Here is a 16294-nt window from a genome sequence, read left to right on the forward strand (position 1 = left end):
GTAGAACATGAAAAAGATACTGCTTGCAGGTACAGTCCTGCTCACCATGGCCAATATGGCGGTCGCCCGCGACATCGTCGTGGCGCAAAGCTCGGATTTGCGCAGCAACAATCCCGGCGTCAACCGTGACGGCAATACCGATGGCGTTATCCTGCACATCGTTGAAGGCCTTGTCGGTTACGCCAACAATGGTGAAGTCAAGCCACTTCTCGCCAAGAGCTTCGAAACCTCCGACGACGGCCTGACCTACACGTTCACTCTTCGCGACGGCGTGAAGTTCCACAATGGCAAGACGCTGACCGCTGAAGACGTGGTGTGGAACTGGAACCGCTATATGGACCCGGCCACGAAATGGACCTGCGTTGGTGATTTCGACGGTAGCCGTATCGTTCACGTTACCGGTATCAAGGCTGTAGACGCCAACACCGTTACCATGACCCTTGAAAAGCCTTCGGCGGTTTTCCTCGGTCTGATGTCGCGTCCTGAATGCGGTTACACCGGCATGATCTCGCCCGACTCTGTCGCTGATGGCACCTTCAAGGAGCCAATCGGCACCGGTCCCTTCAAGTGGAACGAGTGGAAAAAGGGTGAATATATCCGCCTTGCCAAGTTCGATGATTATGTCTCGCCGGAAAATGACGGCAAGGCAGATGGCATGGTTGGCTCCAAGCGCCCGTTGGCTGACGGCATCAAGTTCATGGTCATTCCTGATGCATCCACGGTCAAAGCCGGCCTGCAGTCTGGCGTTCTGGACACTGCCGAAATCTCGCCGGACCTGATCCCTGAGTTTAAGTCGAACGACAAGACACAGCTGATCGTTTCCCCGAACAACGGCAAGAACCTATTCTACATCCAGACCCGTGATCCGGTTTTGAGCAAGCCAGGCGTTCGCCGTGCCATGGCCATGGCGCTTGATCTCGACCAGCTCGTTATGGCCGCTTCGAATGAAACCGGCCATGCCAACGGCTCCATGGTTGCCGAAGACTCCATCTACTACAGCGACGTTCAGAAGAAACGTCCTGCCTACGATCTGGAAGCCGTGAAGAAAGAACTGGCAGAAGCCGGTTACAAGGGCGAGCAGATCAGCATCATCGCCAACAAGCGCGGTAACGTGCCAAGCTTCCCGGCCGCCGTGATGGCGCAAGCCATGATGCAGGCGGCGGGCCTCAACGTTCAGATCGAAGTTCTCGATTATGCAACACAGGTGGATCGTCGTCGTTCCGGCAACTACCAGGTCATTTCGCAGTCGGTAGCGCCACGTCTTGACCCGGCCCTGATGTACAGCTTCTATGTCGGCGACAAGGACAAGAACGCATCGCTGATGTGGGACAATCCAAAGGCCATCGAACTGATGAACGCCGCCTATGTCGAAACCGACCAGACCAAGCGTCAGGCGATTTTCGATGAATTCCATGAGCTGATGCTGGCCGAAATGCCCGGCATTTTCCTCTACGACATGATCGATGTCTGGGGCGCAACCGCCAAGCTTCGCGGTGAGCCAGTGTGGCAGTCGAACGCCCGTCTTTGGGAAGTATCGATCGCGGATTGATTCGCACCTTCAGGACGTCAGCGATGACCTCACGTCCTGAACAATTCAACCACAAGAACAGATGCAGTGGCGGACGTTAGTCCGCCATCCAGACTTCTTTTGCCTGAAATTCCACCCCTGCCCTGAGGATACGACATGCCTGATACCGCTTCACTTGCCGCGTTGAACGCCAATATTGATGGCCTTTCATCCGGGTTTACGGCCCTCAGTGACAGCATCTGGGATTTTGCAGAACTGAAATTCCATGAACACCGCTCAGCCGGTCTATTGATCGACATGCTGAAAAAGCATGATTTCTCGGTCACCACAGGTGTTGCCGGTATGGAAACTGCATTCATTGGCGAATATGGCAGTGGCAAACCGGTCATCGCATTCCTCGGCGAATATGATGCGCTTGCAGATATGAGCCAAGTCGCGGGTGTTGACGAACAAAAGGTTATGGAGACAGGCGCAACTGGCCATGGATGCGGTCACAATCTCTTGGGCAGTGGCTCGCTGCTTGCAGCCATTTCCCTTGCCAAACACCTGGCGGAAAACAACATTCCTGGAACGGTGCGCTATTACGGTTGCCCTGGCGAAGAAGGCGGATCCGGCAAGACCTTCATGGCGCGGGCCGGTCTGTTTGACGATGTAGATGCCGCCCTGACCTGGCATCCAGCACCGTTCAACGGCGTGCGGTCGACGAACAATCTCGCCGTTCTCGAATATTATTATCGTTTTAAAGGCGTTGCCGCCCACGCCTCCAATGCTGCCCATCTTGGTCGTTCAGCACTTGATGCGGTGGAACTGATGAACGTCGGTGTCAACTTCCTGCGCGAACACATGCCACAGGATTGCCGCGTCCATTACGCCATTACCGATACCGGCGGCAAAGCGGCCAATGTCGTACAGGCCCGTGCCGAAGTGCTCTATCTCGTTCGTGCGCCTGAAATGTCGCAAGCACTTGCTCTTGCCGAGCGGGTCAACAAGGTGGCGAGAGGCGCTGCCATGATGACGGAAACCGAAGTCGAGATCGTCTTCGATTCAGCTTCAACAAATCTCCTGCCCAACCTGACGCTTGAACACGCGATCCATGACAATCTGACCGCTCTCGGCCCGGTTCCATTCGACGACGCGGACGTTGCCTTTGCACAGAAGATCCAAGCCACTTTCTCAGACGAGGCAATCAAGAGCAGCATTCGGCTTTATCAGATCAAGGAGGACGTTTTCCTCAATCACAAGGTGGATGGCACACAACCTCTGCATCTCGGACTTCGGTCGTTCGAGGGGCAGTCTCACTTCCGCGCAGGGTCAACCGACGTGGGCGATGTCAGCCGTGTCACGCCAACCGCGCAGTGCTGGGCACCGGCTTGGGCAATCGGCACAAATCCGCACACATGGCAGGTCGTGGCGCAAGGGCGCAGTCCCGGTGCACACAAGGCGATGATCCATGCCGCCAGAGCGATGGCTGCAACCGGACTTGATCTGCTTGTTTCGCCGGAATTACTGGCCAGAGCAAAGGCTGAGTGGGAAGAAAAAATGGACGGGCAGCCCTATGTCTGCCCGATCCCGCCGGATGTCCATCCTGCCATCGACTGAGGCAGCCTATCCATGCGTCATGGTTGCCCCGCAGAAAGGGCAACCATGAGTGTTCGTTCAGCGCTTGTACTTGCCGATCAGGGCTTCCATCATGCCCATTTCTTCCGTTGTCAGATCCTGCAATGGAGAGCGAACCGGGCCTGCATCAAAGCCCTGCAATCGCACGCCTGCCTTGACGGCTGAAACGGCATACCCCTTGGCACGGTTACGGATCGCCATGAACGGATAGAAGAAGTCGATAAGGATCTTCTCGCACGTCGCACGTTCACCTGCACGCAGTGCCTTGTAAAACTCCACAGCAAGACCCGGAACGAAGTTGAAAACCGCCGACGAATAGGTGGTAAAGCCCGCAGCCAGATAGGCCTCCGCGAAAAGCTCCGCTGTCGGCATGCCCCCGAGATAGGTCAGTCGGTCACCCATCTTCGCGGTGATCTGGCGCACCAGGCCAATGTCGCCCGTCCCATCCTTGAAACCGACAAGGTTCGGGCATTCATCGCAAAGTCGCGCCAGCGTATCAGCGTGCAGGACCGAATTGTCGCGATTATAGACCATCACCCCCATGCCGGTTGCCTGGCAGACCGCCTTGATATGGCGATAGAGGCCTTCCTGCGGCGCGTCGATCAGATAATGAGGCAAAAGCAGAATGCCATCAGCACCGACCTTCTCTACCGACTTGGCAATGGAAATGGCGATTTCAGTGCCGTAACCGCAGCCCGAAACGATTGGTGTTGTGCCGGCCGCTTCCTTTGCGACCCGAACAATCTCCGGGATTTCCTCCGGTGTCAGCGAAAAGAACTCGCCTGTACCGCCGGCCGCAAACAAGGTCGCCGCCTCAAACCCAGACAGCCAGTTGACGTGTTCGGCGTAGCTTTTTGCATTGAACTTGCCTTCGCCATCGAAATGCGTAACCGGGAAGGACAACAGTCCCGCCCCTAGAACATGCTTCAGATCTTCGGTCTTCATGGATATAACCCTCCTGTTGTCGAGGTGCGGTTGTCCGTCACCTCTGTCTACTCGTGAATGGGTGGAATGATGGTTCAGGCCTTTAGAGAGCCGACCATTTGAGCCAAACGATCACAGGCACTTTCCAATTCCTGATTGGATGCCGCGATCGACAGGCGAATAAAACCGGGTGCACCGAATGCAGCACCGGGAACGCTGGAAAGGCCAAACTGCTGCAGTAGACAGGCGGCAAAGTCGGTATCGTCAGCAATGACATCCCCGCCGCTAGTCTTGCGACCCAACAGGCTTTGTACTCCGATAAATGCGTAAAATGCGCCATCGGGAGGAATAAAGTCGATGCCATCGATCTTCGCCAGACGTTCCGCCATGAGACGGGCACGGCTGGCAAAAATCTGTGCGCCATCAGTTACAAAGGTCTGATTGCCGGTCAGGGCTGCAAGCGCAGCCTCTTGTGCAATTGACGAAACGCAGGAGACGCTTTGCGTCTGCATCTTGTTGAGCGCCGAGATCAACGACTTTGGCCCTGCCGCATATCCAAGACGCCAACCGGTCATGGCATAGGCCTTTGACACACCATTGACGACCAAAGTGCGATCACGCAATTGCGGACAGGCACTGACAAACGAGACGAAAGGTTTGTCCTGCAGAAGAACATGTTCGTAAATCTCGTCGGAGACCACAAGAATATCCGGGTGGCGGATAAGCACCTCTGCAAGCAGTTGGTATTCAGCGGCGGAATAGATTGCTCCGGTCGGATTGGAAGGGGAATTCAACATCAGCCAGCGGGTCTTTGGCGTGATGGCAGCTTCCAGCTTACCGACCGATACCTTGAAACCATCTTCAGGGCCGCAGTTGACGTAAACCGGCTTGCCGCCATGCAGGGCAACGATATCGCCGTACGACACCCAGCAGGGTGTTGGAATAATGACTTCGTCACCCGGTTCCAGTGTCGCCAGAAATGCGTCGAACAGGATCTGTTTTGCACCATTGGCAATCATCACCTCGTCGGCCGAGTAATCCAGCCCGTTCTCGGTCTTGAATTTTTGTACAATCGCCTTGCGCAGGCTTTCCATGCCAGCTGGCGCGCCATAGCGTATGCCACCTTTCAAAACAGCTGCGACAGCCGCTTTGGTGACATGCTCCGGCGGTTCGAAATCCGGCTCTCCCAATGAGAGATCAATGATGTCGCGACCTTCCGCCGCCAGCTTTTTTGCAGCCATTGCAATCGCCATGCTCGGGGACGATTTGATGCTTGCTGCGCGCCCGTTTTCGAAACTCATTTCCGACTTCCTTGACCTTATCTTTCAGCCAGAAACCGGGCGAGGCTGAACCTCTCGCCCGGTTTCTACGGGAGGGTTATTGGGCAATCACATAGTCGAAGTCAGTGTCGCGCTTCGCGGCATCGGCGTCGCGCTTCTCGACTGGACCGTAACCGCCGCCGCCCGGCAGCTGCAGGATCAACCGCCGACCGGCAGGCACATGCTGACGACCCTTGGTGGCAAGACGTGTTCCGTCGTCGAGAAGAACGGCGCCGGCTGCACCATCTTCACCGCCTTCACGACCCCGTGGCGGATGATCGACGCGGTCAAACATCGCGTTGAAGTGCATTTCATGTCCATCGGTCGGGGATATCTCGACAACCTGGCCGAGGCCACCACGGAACTGGCCGGCACCGCCGGAACCATCCCGCAATTCCTTGCGCCAGAAGATAACCGGACCAACATGCTCGGTCGCCTCGATCGACATAGAATGGACACCACTTGGGAAGGCGGTGGCACTCAGACCATCCAATGTCGAGCGGGCGCCAGCACCACCACTGTTGAACAACAGGACTTCGGCGCGCTGGCCGCCGTCGGCTGGTGCATGCTCACCCTGCAATGGCCGTACGCTGACATGCAGGTTCCACAGGGCGCCCGCACCTTCTGCCGGAACCTGCCCCGGCAGCATCTTGTGAACCGCACCGAGTACGGCGTCCGGAACCAGGTGGCCGAGAACGTGGCGAACGGATACTGGCGCCGGGTGCTGAGCGTTCAGAATGCAGTTGGTCGGTGCCGTCATGCGGAATGGCAGCAGCGAAGCGTGATTGTTGGGGATTTCAGGCGCAATCGAGCATTTCATGCCATAGCAGGCATAGGCTGCCGAATAGATGATCGGGCAATTGATACCCTTTGGGCTGGGCGGTGATGTGCCCTCGAAATCCGCAAGAATATGATCATCTGCAACGTCAAGACGCACGGCAATGTCGATTGGCGAGCCGTAACCGTCGACACGCATGACGTTGGAATAAGAACCCATCGGCAATGCTGCGATACGTTCGATCGTCGCATCGTAGCTGCGCTTGAAGATGAATTCGCCGAGTGTCTCCAGATCATCGAGCTCAAACTCTTCCATCATGTCCATCAGACGGCGATGGCCGATTTCGTTGCAGGCTGCCAGCGAATACACGTCACCCACAACCTGATGGCTTTCACGCACATTGTTGTGCAGGATGTTGACCAGATCCTTGTTGACCTTGCCACGTTCGGCAAATTTCATGATCGGTACGAAGATACCTTCCTCGTAAACTTCGTTGGCATCTGGTCCGAAACCACGGCCGCCAACGTCCACAACGTGCGCGGTACAGGCGAAGTAACCCACCAGGGCGCCATTGCGGAAGCTCGGCGACACGACGGTGAAGTCGTGCAGGTGGCCCGTTCCCTTCCAGGGATCATTGGTGATGTAGACATCACCTTCAAAAATGTTTTCGGGGCCAATATCGCGGATGAAGTGACCAACCGCCTCGGCCATGGCGTTGACGTGGCCGGGCGTACCGGTCACGGCCTGGGCAATCATCTTGCCGCCACGGTTGAACACACCGGCAGACAGGTCGCCCGATTCACGCACACTGGTGCTGAAAGCGGTACGAATAAGGGTGACAGCCTGTTCTTCAACGACGGAGATCAGACGGTTCCACATGATCTGCATGTGGACTTCGGAAAGTGCATTGGTTTTCATGGGTAATCCTCCGTTCAAGCGCTTTGCTTGACGCGTACGAGCAGGCATCCGTCAGCTTGCATGATGACTTCGCGGCTTGCGGTGATAATGGTCGAGGTTTCGCGTTCGGTGATGACGGCAGGTCCTGAGACCCAGTCGCCGGCCTTCATGTCGCTGCGCGACACAATCGAGGCTTTCTGGAAGCTGCCTTCCTGCACATCGAAGATGTCACGCACACCGCTGGTTTTGGCGCTGGCAGCCTTTTCAGTCTTGCCAATACGACCGGGAGGCGTGACTTTTGACGTTGCACGCAGAGACCAGCTAACGATCTCGACATCCAGACCATCAATGACACGTCCGAAGAACTGTTCGTATTGTTCATCAAACAGGTCACGGAACAGCTTATCGTCAGTGTCGGCATAATCACGGACGTCGATGGTGACAGGCACTTCCCATCCTTGACCGACGTAACGCATGTAGGCCGTGCATTCGAGTGCCGGATCGGCATCTGGAGCTCCGGAACGAACGAAGGACGTAGCTTCGGCAATCAGGTCGGAGATGGTCTGATTGATCGCCTTGGCCTCAAATCGGCTGAGACGGCTGTAAGCACTGCGAACGGATTCGAAACCGAAAGGCGCACGCAGGAAGCCGATAGCCGAACCAACACCGGCACCAGGCGGGATCAGTAGATCCGACATGCCGAGCTTTTCACACAGCCGTGCCGCATGAATTGGTGCTGCACCACCAAAGGCAATCATGGTGAACTCGGACAATTCCTTGCCGTTTTCCACCGCATGCATACGCGCGGCATTGCTCATGTTCTCATCAACAACTTCGCTGAGACCGTAAGCAGCCGTTGCGATGTCCGTTTCAAGTTTGGAGGCAATGTCGGTGTCCATGGCTTTGTCGGAGGCCGGGCGATCAAGCTTCATGGCGCCACCGGCGAATTCATCCGGGTCGAGACGGCCAAGGATCAGGTCGGCGTCGGTTACCGTCGGGTTTGCACCGCCACGACCGTAGCAGGCAGGGCCTGGTTCGGAACCCGCACTGTGCGGCCCAACACGGATCTGGCGCATGCTGTCGATGGTCGCGATAGAGCCACCACCGGCACCGATTTCGACCATTTCGATAACCGGAATGGAAATCGGCATGCCGCTGCCCTTCTTGAAGCGCCATGTACGGGCGACTTCAAAGGTTTTCGATGTTTTTGGTGTCTGTTTTTCAATCAGGCAAATCTTGGCGGTCGTACCGCCCATGTCGTAGGACAGAACCTGATCGAGACCATAGCTGCTAGCAATATGGGCTGCAAAAATCGCGCCACCGGCCGGTCCGGATTCAAGCAAGCGCACTGGGAATTCAACGGCACTTTCGACGCTTATGATACCGCCACCGGAATGGATCATGAAGACCGGGCAGCGCGTACCTTCTTCGGTCAACCGGCCAACAAGGCGGTTTAGGTAAGACGCCATCAGCGGCTTGACGAAAGCATTGGCGCAAACCGTGTTGAAGCGCTGGAATTCGCGCATCTGCGGCGAGACCTCAGACGAGATCGACACCGAAATATCCGGCTTTTTGGCAAGTAGGCGTTCGCGAACGACCTTTTCATGTGCGCTATTTAGATAGGAGTGGATGAAACCGATCGCGACGCTCTCGTAACCAGCTGCAATGATTTGGTCACACAGCGCGTCCACTTCGGCGATATCCAGTGCCTTGAGCACCGAGCCATCTGCACCGATACGTTCATCGATAACAAACCGTTCGTTTCTTGGCACGAGCGGCGCCGGCAGAACAATATTGAGATCATACTGTTCGAAACGGCTTTCGGTGCGCATTTCGATGACGTCACGGAAGCCCTTGGTGGTGATGAAGGCCGTGCGCGCGCCCCGTCGTTCAATCAATGCGTTGGTCGCCAGCGTCGTGCCGTGGATGATCGTATCGATCTCGGAAAGCTCGACACCCGCCACCTCCGCCACCTGGCGGATACCCTTGACGATCGCGTTTTCGGGATAAGAATAATCGGTCAACACTTTGATCGAATGGAGCGTGATGCCTACCTCCATCGCAACGTCGGTGAAGGTGCCACCGATATCGACACCGACCCTGATCTGCTTGCCATCTTTCGCCATTTTATAACTCATGCTCCGTAAGCGAGCTGCTGGTTGTGCCGGGCGCGGGACGTTCAATTTTTGACATGCGTCCGCCGTTCCCCCACCCACACAATCAGGTGGAGGCCAAAAGCTCTTGAATTGTTGATATTGAGGTGTTCTGCGCGGCGGCCGCAGCGACCGCGCAGAAATTCAGCGTTACTGTTTGCCGGTGAAATCAACGCCCGGCAGGGTCGTTGGCAACTTGGCCCGATCAACCCCGATCCATTTTTTGTAGGCGGCATCCAGCGTGCCGTCTGCCGTGTGGCGGGTGACAAAGTCCGTCAGGTAATCCAGCAATTCCTGATCGCCCTTGCGCACTGCCATGCCCTGGAAATTGTCTGCCACCTTGTACTTGCGGTCGAATTGCGCATCGTAACCGGCCTGCTTGATAACAATGCCGTATGTCACGCTGCCAAGAATGGCATCGACCTGGCCGGAAAGCAGCGCCTGCACGGTTGTTGCGTCATCGTCAAAACGTTTGATCTGGGTGTCTGGAGGCGCAACCTTGACCAGCAGTGGTTCAAAAGCGCTGCCGCGGTTGACGCCGATCACGAACTTGCCGAGATCTTCGTTCGCCTTGATGTCAGCATCTTTCTTGCCCCAGACCGTGATGTCATTCGAGGAGTAAGGAATGACATACTGGATGACCTTGGCGCGTTCCTCGGTAATCGTCATCGACGGCACCAGGAAGTCGACATTGCCGTTGACCAGCAGCGGAATACGGTTCTGGCCGGTGATGCGCTCGAATTTCACCTCAACACCAAGTTCCTTGGCAATCATGTTGGCAATCTCGATATCGAACCCGTCGTTCTGACCCTTTGGATCAATAAAGCCCCAGGGGAACTGGTCCATCTGTACGCCAATTGTCGCGGTGCCTTTGGCCTTGATCTCTTCCGGGGTCACAGCGAGTGCCGACGTCGCAAAAGAGGTCGCGGCAAGAAGGACGGCAGTCAATCCGCCGAGGGCTTTGGAACGCGAAAGAGTGAATGCTGTATTGAACATAGTGTCACCTCTGGTTGGTTTTTTGTCATGCGTTCTTGTGTTACCGAGCGGCGTTCAGGCGCCTTTCGATCCGTGCACTGCAATAGGTCAGTGGTATGCAGATGAAGAAGTAGATGAGTGCAACAGCCCCATAGACCTGCAGCGGTTGAAACGTGATGTTGGCCATTAGCTGTCCGGAGCGGGTAAGCTCTGTCAGGCCGAGAAGTGCGGCAAGCGCTGTACCCTTGATCAGATTGACCAGGAAGCTGATGGTCGCTGGCAGGCCGATGCGGAATGCCTGCGGCAGTACAATATCGACCATGCGGTGTACGTAACCAATACCAAGCGCACGTGCCGCCTCGCTCTGCCCATCAGGAACCGCCTGAATGCTGCCGCGCCAGATTTCACCGAGAAAGGCGCTGGTGTGCAGCGAAAGACCAATGGTCAGCGCCACCCAGACATCCACCTTGATGCCGACCAGCGGCAGGCCGAAATACACGAAGAACAGTTGCACGAGCAGCGGCGTACCCTGGAATATCTGGATATAGGTCGCCATCAAAATACGCAGCCATTTCCATTTGCTGGTACGTCCAAGTGCGACTGCCAGTCCGAGCGCGCCTCCGGCTGTGAAGGCAAGAAGCGACAGGACTACCGTCCAACGCGCGCCTTCCAGCAAGAACAGGAACTCTCCCCAACCAAATTGACGGATCATCGCACTGCCTCACTTTACCGGATAGGAGAAATACACTCGGCCAATGGCGCCGAGAGCGATGGAAAAGAACTGCGACAGCGCAAGATAAATGGCACCAAGGGTGAGATAGATCTCGAAGCTGCGGAAAGTCTGCGAATCCAGCGTCTGGGCGAAATAGGTCAGTTCTTCCGCCGACACCGATGACATCAGACTGGAGTTCAGCATCATCAGGATAAACTGGCTGCACAGCGCCGGATAAACAGCACGGATGGCAGGCCGAAACACAACGAAGCGGTAAATGTCCACCGTGTGCAAACCAAGCGCTCTGCCCGCCTCGATCTGGCCAGGACGAATGGACTGCACACCGCCGCGAACAATCTCCGCCGCATAGGCTGCACAGTTCAGTGTCATGGCTAGGATCGCCGCCTGCTCTCCGCTCAATCGGATGCCCAGTGCTGGCATGCCGAAAAACACAAAGAACACCTGCACCAGAATTGGCGTGTTGCGGATAAGTTCGATGTAGCCAATGGCGATGGTGCGCAGCACGGGCGTCTTACTCATCCGCATGGACATGAAGACGATACCTAGGCTCAAACCGAAAACCATCGACAAAGACGACATCTTCAATGTGCCGATGATGCCGTCCGCGAGCATCGGCCAGGCGGCAAATACAGGGGTAAAATCAAATGTATAATTCATCGGTCACCCCTCAATGGTTGAGGATCTGGCTGAGGAACGTTCTGGTACGCTCATGGGCCGGATTGCTGAAGAAGGTGTCCGGTTTGGCGCTTTCGATGATCTCGCCGCGGTCCATAAAGATCACCCGATGGGCAACGGCGCGCGCAAATCCCATTTCATGAGTAACGCAGATCATGGTGATGCCGTCATCGGCCAGCGATACCATCGTATCAAGCACTTCCTTGACCATTTCCGGGTCAAGAGCAGACGTCGGCTCATCAAAAAGCATGATCTTGGGGTCCATACACAGTGCCCGAGCAATGGCGACGCGCTGTTGTTGTCCGCCGGAAAGCTGGGCCGGGAATTTTTTGGCCTGTTCGGCAATATGAACGCGCTCCAGATGACGCATTGCCTTGTCTCTCGCCTCGGCAACCGGCGTTTTGCGAACGCGACGCTGCGCCAGCATGCAGTTTTCAAGAACGGTCAGATGCGGAAACAAATTGAACTGTTGGAAAACCATGCCGACATCACGGCGGATATGGTCTGCGTTGTTACCTTTCTGGCTGAGTTCGGTGCCATTAACGGCAATCTTGCCCTGCTGGATTTCCTCAAGGTGGTTGATACAGCGGATCAAGGTCGACTTCCCCGACCCAGAGGGGCCACACAGAACGATATGTTCGCCCCGCGCGACATTGAGGTCGATGCCCTTCAGCACCTGGAGTGTGCCATACCACTTGTTGACGCCGGTCATCTCGATGGCTTTTTCCGACATGCTGGTCCCGTTCATGGCCAGTTCCCCTTTTTGTTGTCAGGCGTTAGGTGCGATTTCAAATATGGCATCAATCTCGACAGATGATCCGCGCGGCAGAGATCCCGCGCCAAGTGCGGTGCGGACATGACGGCCCTTGTCTCCAAATATCTCGACAAGGAGATCCGAAGCACCATCAACGACGGCTGGATGCCCTTTGAAATCAGGTGGCGCATTGACGAAGCCGCGAAGCTGGACACAGGCAACCACACGGTCTAGATCGCCGTCGAGGGCAGCGTTGACACGCGCTATGACATTGAGTGCGCAAAGCCGGGCGGCCTGATAACCGTCGCCGGGCGAAATATCCTGACCGACAACACCGACAAAATGCTCGACGCCATCTATTCTGGGTATCTGACCCGAAACGAACAGCAGATTTCCCGCCAGTCGGTGCGAAATGTAATTACCTGAAGCCGGGGCAATCGACGGCAATACGACGCCCAGCTCTGTGAGACGTGCGGAGACGGCACCCATAGCAGCTTTCCATTTTAATTTTTGAACGCGCAGTGTGCGCGGACCACGTTCCCGGAGCCAATCGCCAACCGTCTTGATACATCTGACTGGTCGTAAGCTCACTTTTTCTGAGGTAGAGCATTATTGAAATAGTACCTCTTGTCAACAACAAACAAAGAGGTACTACCTCTTGAAAATTAAATCCATTCAATATCTCTAACCTTATGTTTATAAATCTCTTTACTGGTGTTATCTCACCTCGACATTTTCTGACACTGTGCGTCAATACAAAATTTTTTTTAAAATAAACGCCAAAATAGCGCCCAGATATACCGTACTTCCATCACCTCAACCTCAGAGTGCGCACACTTAAAACGCGAAAATTCACCAAAGAGGTAGCATCACTCAGCCAAGTAGTGATACCTTGTCGACAGAAATGAGATTTTACCGCAAAACATAAGCGATACAGGAACTGCGAACTTTGGATACTCTGACGGGCCGAACCATAAAGGCGTTGAAAACCCACATAAGCGAAAGCCAGTTTGAAAGTGGTTTCAAGCTGGGTTCACTCAATGATTTATCACAGCAGTTTGGCGTCAGTAGAACAGTCATCCGTGAAGCCGTGTCGGCGTTGCGATCCGACGGCGTGGTGGAATCACGGCACGGGGTTGGCGTCTTTGTCCGGCAAGCGCCCCGAGTGGCTGAGAGCGAACCGGATACATTTGATGCAGACGTAGCGCTCGCTCCATTTGCGCGCCTGAAAACTTCATTCATGGATCTCCTGGAATTAAGAATGGCCTTCGAGGTTCACGCAGCCGGCCTGGCCGCCACCCGCCGTTCATGGGCGCAGGAATCGAACATCTGGAATGCCGCGCGCCAATTCGAAGCTTCGCTGGAAGATGAAAGCGCACTCGACCATCTCGATTTCATTTTCCATCGCTCTATTGCCGAAGCGACGAATAACGGCGCCTTTATCGAATTTTTCAGTCTAATGAGCCTGCAAATCCTTCCGCAGCCAGCCTTTTCGAGACAACTCAATCCTGCACTGATTACCCCGGATTACATTCAAAACACCGTTGTTGAACACCGCGCCATCTGCGAGGCAATCAGCTCTGGTATTTCGGAAAAAGCGCGAGAAGCCATGCGCGCCCATCTGAACCGCAGCCATTTGCGCTATCGCGGCTTTTCAGATGGCACCACCTCGCCGCTCAGCAATGTCGCGCGGGAAGACTGAGTAAAGCGCAGGCTCTCTGTTAACGACCCATAGCTCGCGATGGGGCTATGACCGACATGCGATTGGAATGGCCTAGCGCATGGCCAAGGCTGCCCGCCGATGAAAGACGTCGGCAGCATCGGAAATTCCTTGAAGGGAATTTCCGTCAATGTGCACAACCCGCCATCAACTGGCCTTTTGAACTGCGCACGACCTGTGACCTTCCTTTCACGCTTCACCACGCGCTCAATTGCAAAGAAATTCTCATTGTCGTCGGGATATTAGATTATATTACCTATAAATTTGATAGATTTTAATTACATAAAGTGAACGGGATCAGTATCCGTTTCCAGACACTCCCAAATCGGAAAATAATTACTTGTTTTCATACAGTTATGCAAACTGATGGCGAGTGAGAAAAACTATCGTCGGCGATGCATGGGCGTGAGAAGCAGAACCGATTCCGGGCGTACCAGTTCACTTTTTTGATGCAGACCAGCAGTGCAGGCAAACAGATGACCCAGCGGGAAATCCACCTCAACCTTTTTATGCGGTTACAGGGCAATCATTTGTCCGGATGGCGGCACCCTAAAAACCGTATCAATGAAATTCTCGACATTGATTATTACATTGAGATCGCCCGCAAGGTTGAGGCAGCCAAATTCGATTCCCTGTTCATTGCCGACGGTCTCTCGATCATCAATCACCCTTGGAAAGGACTGAGCTGGCTATTTGAGCCTTTGACACTTCTGTCGGCGCTGGCTGTCTCCACCAAACATATTGGCCTCATCGCCACGGCATCGACAACCTATTCGGACCCATTCAGCGTCGCCCGCGCTTTCGCAAGCCTCGACCACATTTCGAAAGGTCGTGCGGCCTGGAACATTGTCACGACATTTCATCCGGAATCAGCCGCAAACTTCGGAGACCGCCCGATCCCCGAACATGCGACGCGGTACGATCGTGCTGCAGAATTTGTCGATGTGGTGCGAAAGCTGTGGGACAGCTGGGAAGCAGACGCTCTCGTCAGGAACAAGGTTCAGGGAACTCTGGTCGATTATGACAAGGTTCACGCCATTGATCACAAGGGGCCGTATTTTGATGTACGGGGCCCGCTGACCAGCCCCCGACCACCACAGGGCCACCCTCTGCTCGTTCAGGCTGGCGCATCAGCCAGCGGCCAGAAATTTGCCGGCGCTTATGCGGATGCGATTTATGCACCAGGCGACGACTTTGACCAGACGCTGGCGTTTACTAAACAGATCAGGGAAGCAACAGAACGTTCCGGACGGCCGCGCAACGCAATCTCCGTTCTGGCAGCCCTTTGCCCCGTACTGGCAGACACTGAGCAGGCAGCCAAAAACATCGCGCAAGAGCTGCATGAACTGTCAACAGTCGATCACGTCTATGGGTCGATGCGCAGTTGGTTTGGACTGGAACTATCTGAGGTTGGACCCGATGAACCCATCCCGCATGAGCTTTTGCCAGAGCCGGATCAGGTTCAGGGCCTAAGAAGCCGCTACGAACAAATCCTGCGTTTGATCAAGGACAAGAACTACACGCTGCGCGACATTGCCAAACATCTCGAAGGCAGCAATGACGGCGGTTATTTCGTCGGCACGCCCGAGCAACTGGCTGACCGCTTGGGCCACTGGTGGGAAACGGGTGCTGTCGACGGCTTCAACCTGTCCCTGCCCTATTACGACGAACCACTCGACATCTTCATCAATGAGGTTCTGCCGATCCTGCAAAAACGCGGGCAGTTCCGTTCAAACTATGCAGCCGGAACGCTGCGTGACCGTTTCAGAGGTTGAATACAATGAGCCAGATTATCACCGATGTGCAGATTGAAGGTGCGACAACCCATATTCCGGGCCGCTTTCTGATAGGCAATGACAGCTTCCAGATCGTGACCGACGCAACCGCTGGCAAAGGTGGTCGCGGACAGGCAGCAGGCACCTCGCACCTGATTGGTGGCGCACTCGTCACCTGTGCATTGAATGTTTTCAGAGGCGCAATTGAGCATGATCTGCCCGCGTTTCGTAATGTGCATATTGATGCCCGTTTCCAGCGGGTCGAGGGCCAGACAAACCTCGGCTCGCTCCATCTCGACGTCGCGATCGAAGGTATCGATCAGACAGAAGCCGACCGCCTACGCCAGCTCTACCTCGACAATTGCTCGATCTATCAGGCGCTGAGCGCAACGAAGGCGCTCGACATTACCGTTTCCTCCCGCCCCCAATAATCTCCCAACGCAGGG

At 55.3% G+C, this 16294-nt stretch carries 14 protein-coding genes; 5 read left to right on the forward strand and 9 right to left on the reverse strand.

Annotation, left to right across the window (positions count from 1 at the left end; all coding sequences use genetic code 11):
* Positions 1-7: 7 nt before the first annotated feature.
* Both IB237_RS15905 and IB237_RS15910 read left to right on the forward strand, forming a co-directional pair.
* On the forward strand, positions 8-1549 hold the full coding sequence (locus IB237_RS15905) for an ABC transporter substrate-binding protein (protein WP_192489661.1): 1542 nt from the start codon (positions 8-10) through the stop codon (positions 1547-1549).
* A gap of 135 nt (positions 1550-1684) precedes the next feature.
* Positions 1685-3127 (forward strand): M20 family metallopeptidase, encoded by a 1443-nt coding sequence (locus tag IB237_RS15910; RefSeq protein ID WP_192489662.1) that lies wholly within the window; start codon positions 1685-1687, stop codon positions 3125-3127.
* Between the two features lie 57 nt (positions 3128-3184).
* Here IB237_RS15910 and kdgD read toward each other — a convergent pair whose 3' ends face one another.
* The 9 genes from kdgD to IB237_RS15955 form a co-directional block, all read right to left on the reverse strand.
* Entirely contained in the window at positions 3185-4090 is a 906-nt protein-coding gene (kdgD, locus tag IB237_RS15915) for a 5-dehydro-4-deoxyglucarate dehydratase (protein ID WP_192489663.1), read from the reverse strand.
* Positions 4091-4164: 74 nt separating this feature from the next.
* Entirely contained in the window at positions 4165-5370 is a 1206-nt protein-coding gene (locus IB237_RS15920) for a pyridoxal phosphate-dependent aminotransferase (RefSeq protein ID WP_192489664.1), read from the reverse strand.
* Between the two features lie 76 nt (positions 5371-5446).
* Complete coding sequence (locus tag IB237_RS15925; protein ID WP_192489665.1) at positions 5447-7084, reverse strand: hydantoinase B/oxoprolinase family protein; 1638 nt, start codon at positions 7082-7084, stop codon at positions 5447-5449.
* Positions 7085-7098: 14 nt separating this feature from the next.
* The gene (locus IB237_RS15930; RefSeq protein ID WP_192489666.1) at positions 7099-9189 is read right to left on the reverse strand and encodes a hydantoinase/oxoprolinase family protein; all 2091 of its coding nucleotides are present in this window, start codon (positions 9187-9189) and stop codon (positions 7099-7101) included.
* A 177-nt stretch (positions 9190-9366) separates the two neighbouring features.
* Positions 9367-10212 carry a transporter substrate-binding domain-containing protein gene (locus tag IB237_RS15935; protein ID WP_192489667.1) on the reverse strand — a complete coding sequence of 282 codons (846 nt, stop codon included), beginning with the start codon at positions 10210-10212 and terminating at the stop codon, positions 9367-9369.
* A 40-nt stretch (positions 10213-10252) separates the two neighbouring features.
* On the reverse strand, positions 10253-10903 hold the full coding sequence (locus IB237_RS15940) for an amino acid ABC transporter permease (RefSeq protein ID WP_060725904.1): 651 nt from the start codon (positions 10901-10903) through the stop codon (positions 10253-10255).
* Between the two features lie 9 nt (positions 10904-10912).
* Positions 10913-11581 (reverse strand): amino acid ABC transporter permease, encoded by a 669-nt coding sequence (locus tag IB237_RS15945; protein ID WP_192489668.1) that lies wholly within the window; start codon positions 11579-11581, stop codon positions 10913-10915.
* Between the two features lie 10 nt (positions 11582-11591).
* The gene (locus IB237_RS15950) at positions 11592-12347 is read right to left on the reverse strand and encodes an amino acid ABC transporter ATP-binding protein (protein WP_174014749.1); all 756 of its coding nucleotides are present in this window, start codon (positions 12345-12347) and stop codon (positions 11592-11594) included.
* 21 nt (positions 12348-12368) lie between these two features.
* Positions 12369-12842, reverse strand: a complete 474-nt coding sequence (locus IB237_RS15955) for a RidA family protein (RefSeq protein WP_192489669.1) — start codon at positions 12840-12842, stop codon at positions 12369-12371.
* Between the two features lie 460 nt (positions 12843-13302).
* Here IB237_RS15955 and IB237_RS15960 point away from each other — a divergent pair, with 460 nt between their 5' ends.
* From IB237_RS15960 to IB237_RS15970, 3 genes are all read left to right on the forward strand, one after another.
* Entirely contained in the window at positions 13303-14055 is a 753-nt protein-coding gene (locus tag IB237_RS15960; RefSeq protein ID WP_192489670.1) for a FadR/GntR family transcriptional regulator, read from the forward strand.
* A 494-nt stretch (positions 14056-14549) separates the two neighbouring features.
* Positions 14550-15848, forward strand: coding sequence for an LLM class flavin-dependent oxidoreductase (locus tag IB237_RS15965; protein WP_192489671.1), 1299 nt, complete (start codon positions 14550-14552; stop codon positions 15846-15848).
* A 5-nt stretch (positions 15849-15853) separates the two neighbouring features.
* The gene (locus IB237_RS15970; protein ID WP_192489672.1) at positions 15854-16279 is read left to right on the forward strand and encodes an OsmC family protein; all 426 of its coding nucleotides are present in this window, start codon (positions 15854-15856) and stop codon (positions 16277-16279) included.
* Positions 16280-16294: the final 15 nt, after the last annotated feature.

The sequence above is a fragment of the Agrobacterium sp. AGB01 genome (assembly GCF_014851585.1).
Lineage (GTDB): Bacteria > Pseudomonadota > Alphaproteobacteria > Rhizobiales > Rhizobiaceae > Agrobacterium.

Coding starts and splice junctions, on each gene's coding strand:
- IB237_RS15965 (WP_192489671.1), top strand. CDS start 14,550: ATGACCCAGCGGGAAATCCACCTCAACCTTTTTATGCGGTTACAGGGC.
- IB237_RS15945 (WP_192489668.1), bottom strand. CDS start 11,581: ATGAATTATACATTTGATTTTACCCCTGTATTTGCCGCCTGGCCGATG.
- IB237_RS15910 (WP_192489662.1), top strand. CDS start 1,685: ATGCCTGATACCGCTTCACTTGCCGCGTTGAACGCCAATATTGATGGC.
- kdgD (WP_192489663.1), bottom strand. CDS start 4,090: ATGAAGACCGAAGATCTGAAGCATGTTCTAGGGGCGGGACTGTTGTCC.
- IB237_RS15950 (WP_174014749.1), bottom strand. CDS start 12,347: ATGAACGGGACCAGCATGTCGGAAAAAGCCATCGAGATGACCGGCGTC.
- IB237_RS15920 (WP_192489664.1), bottom strand. CDS start 5,370: ATGAGTTTCGAAAACGGGCGCGCAGCAAGCATCAAATCGTCCCCGAGC.
- IB237_RS15970 (WP_192489672.1), top strand. CDS start 15,854: ATGAGCCAGATTATCACCGATGTGCAGATTGAAGGTGCGACAACCCAT.
- IB237_RS15940 (WP_060725904.1), bottom strand. CDS start 10,903: ATGATCCGTCAATTTGGTTGGGGAGAGTTCCTGTTCTTGCTGGAAGGC.
- IB237_RS15905 (WP_192489661.1), top strand. CDS start 8: ATGAAAAAGATACTGCTTGCAGGTACAGTCCTGCTCACCATGGCCAAT.
- IB237_RS15935 (WP_192489667.1), bottom strand. CDS start 10,212: ATGTTCAATACAGCATTCACTCTTTCGCGTTCCAAAGCCCTCGGCGGA.
- IB237_RS15925 (WP_192489665.1), bottom strand. CDS start 7,084: ATGAAAACCAATGCACTTTCCGAAGTCCACATGCAGATCATGTGGAAC.
- IB237_RS15955 (WP_192489669.1), bottom strand. CDS start 12,842: ATGGGTGCCGTCTCCGCACGTCTCACAGAGCTGGGCGTCGTATTGCCG.
- IB237_RS15930 (WP_192489666.1), bottom strand. CDS start 9,189: ATGGCGAAAGATGGCAAGCAGATCAGGGTCGGTGTCGATATCGGTGGC.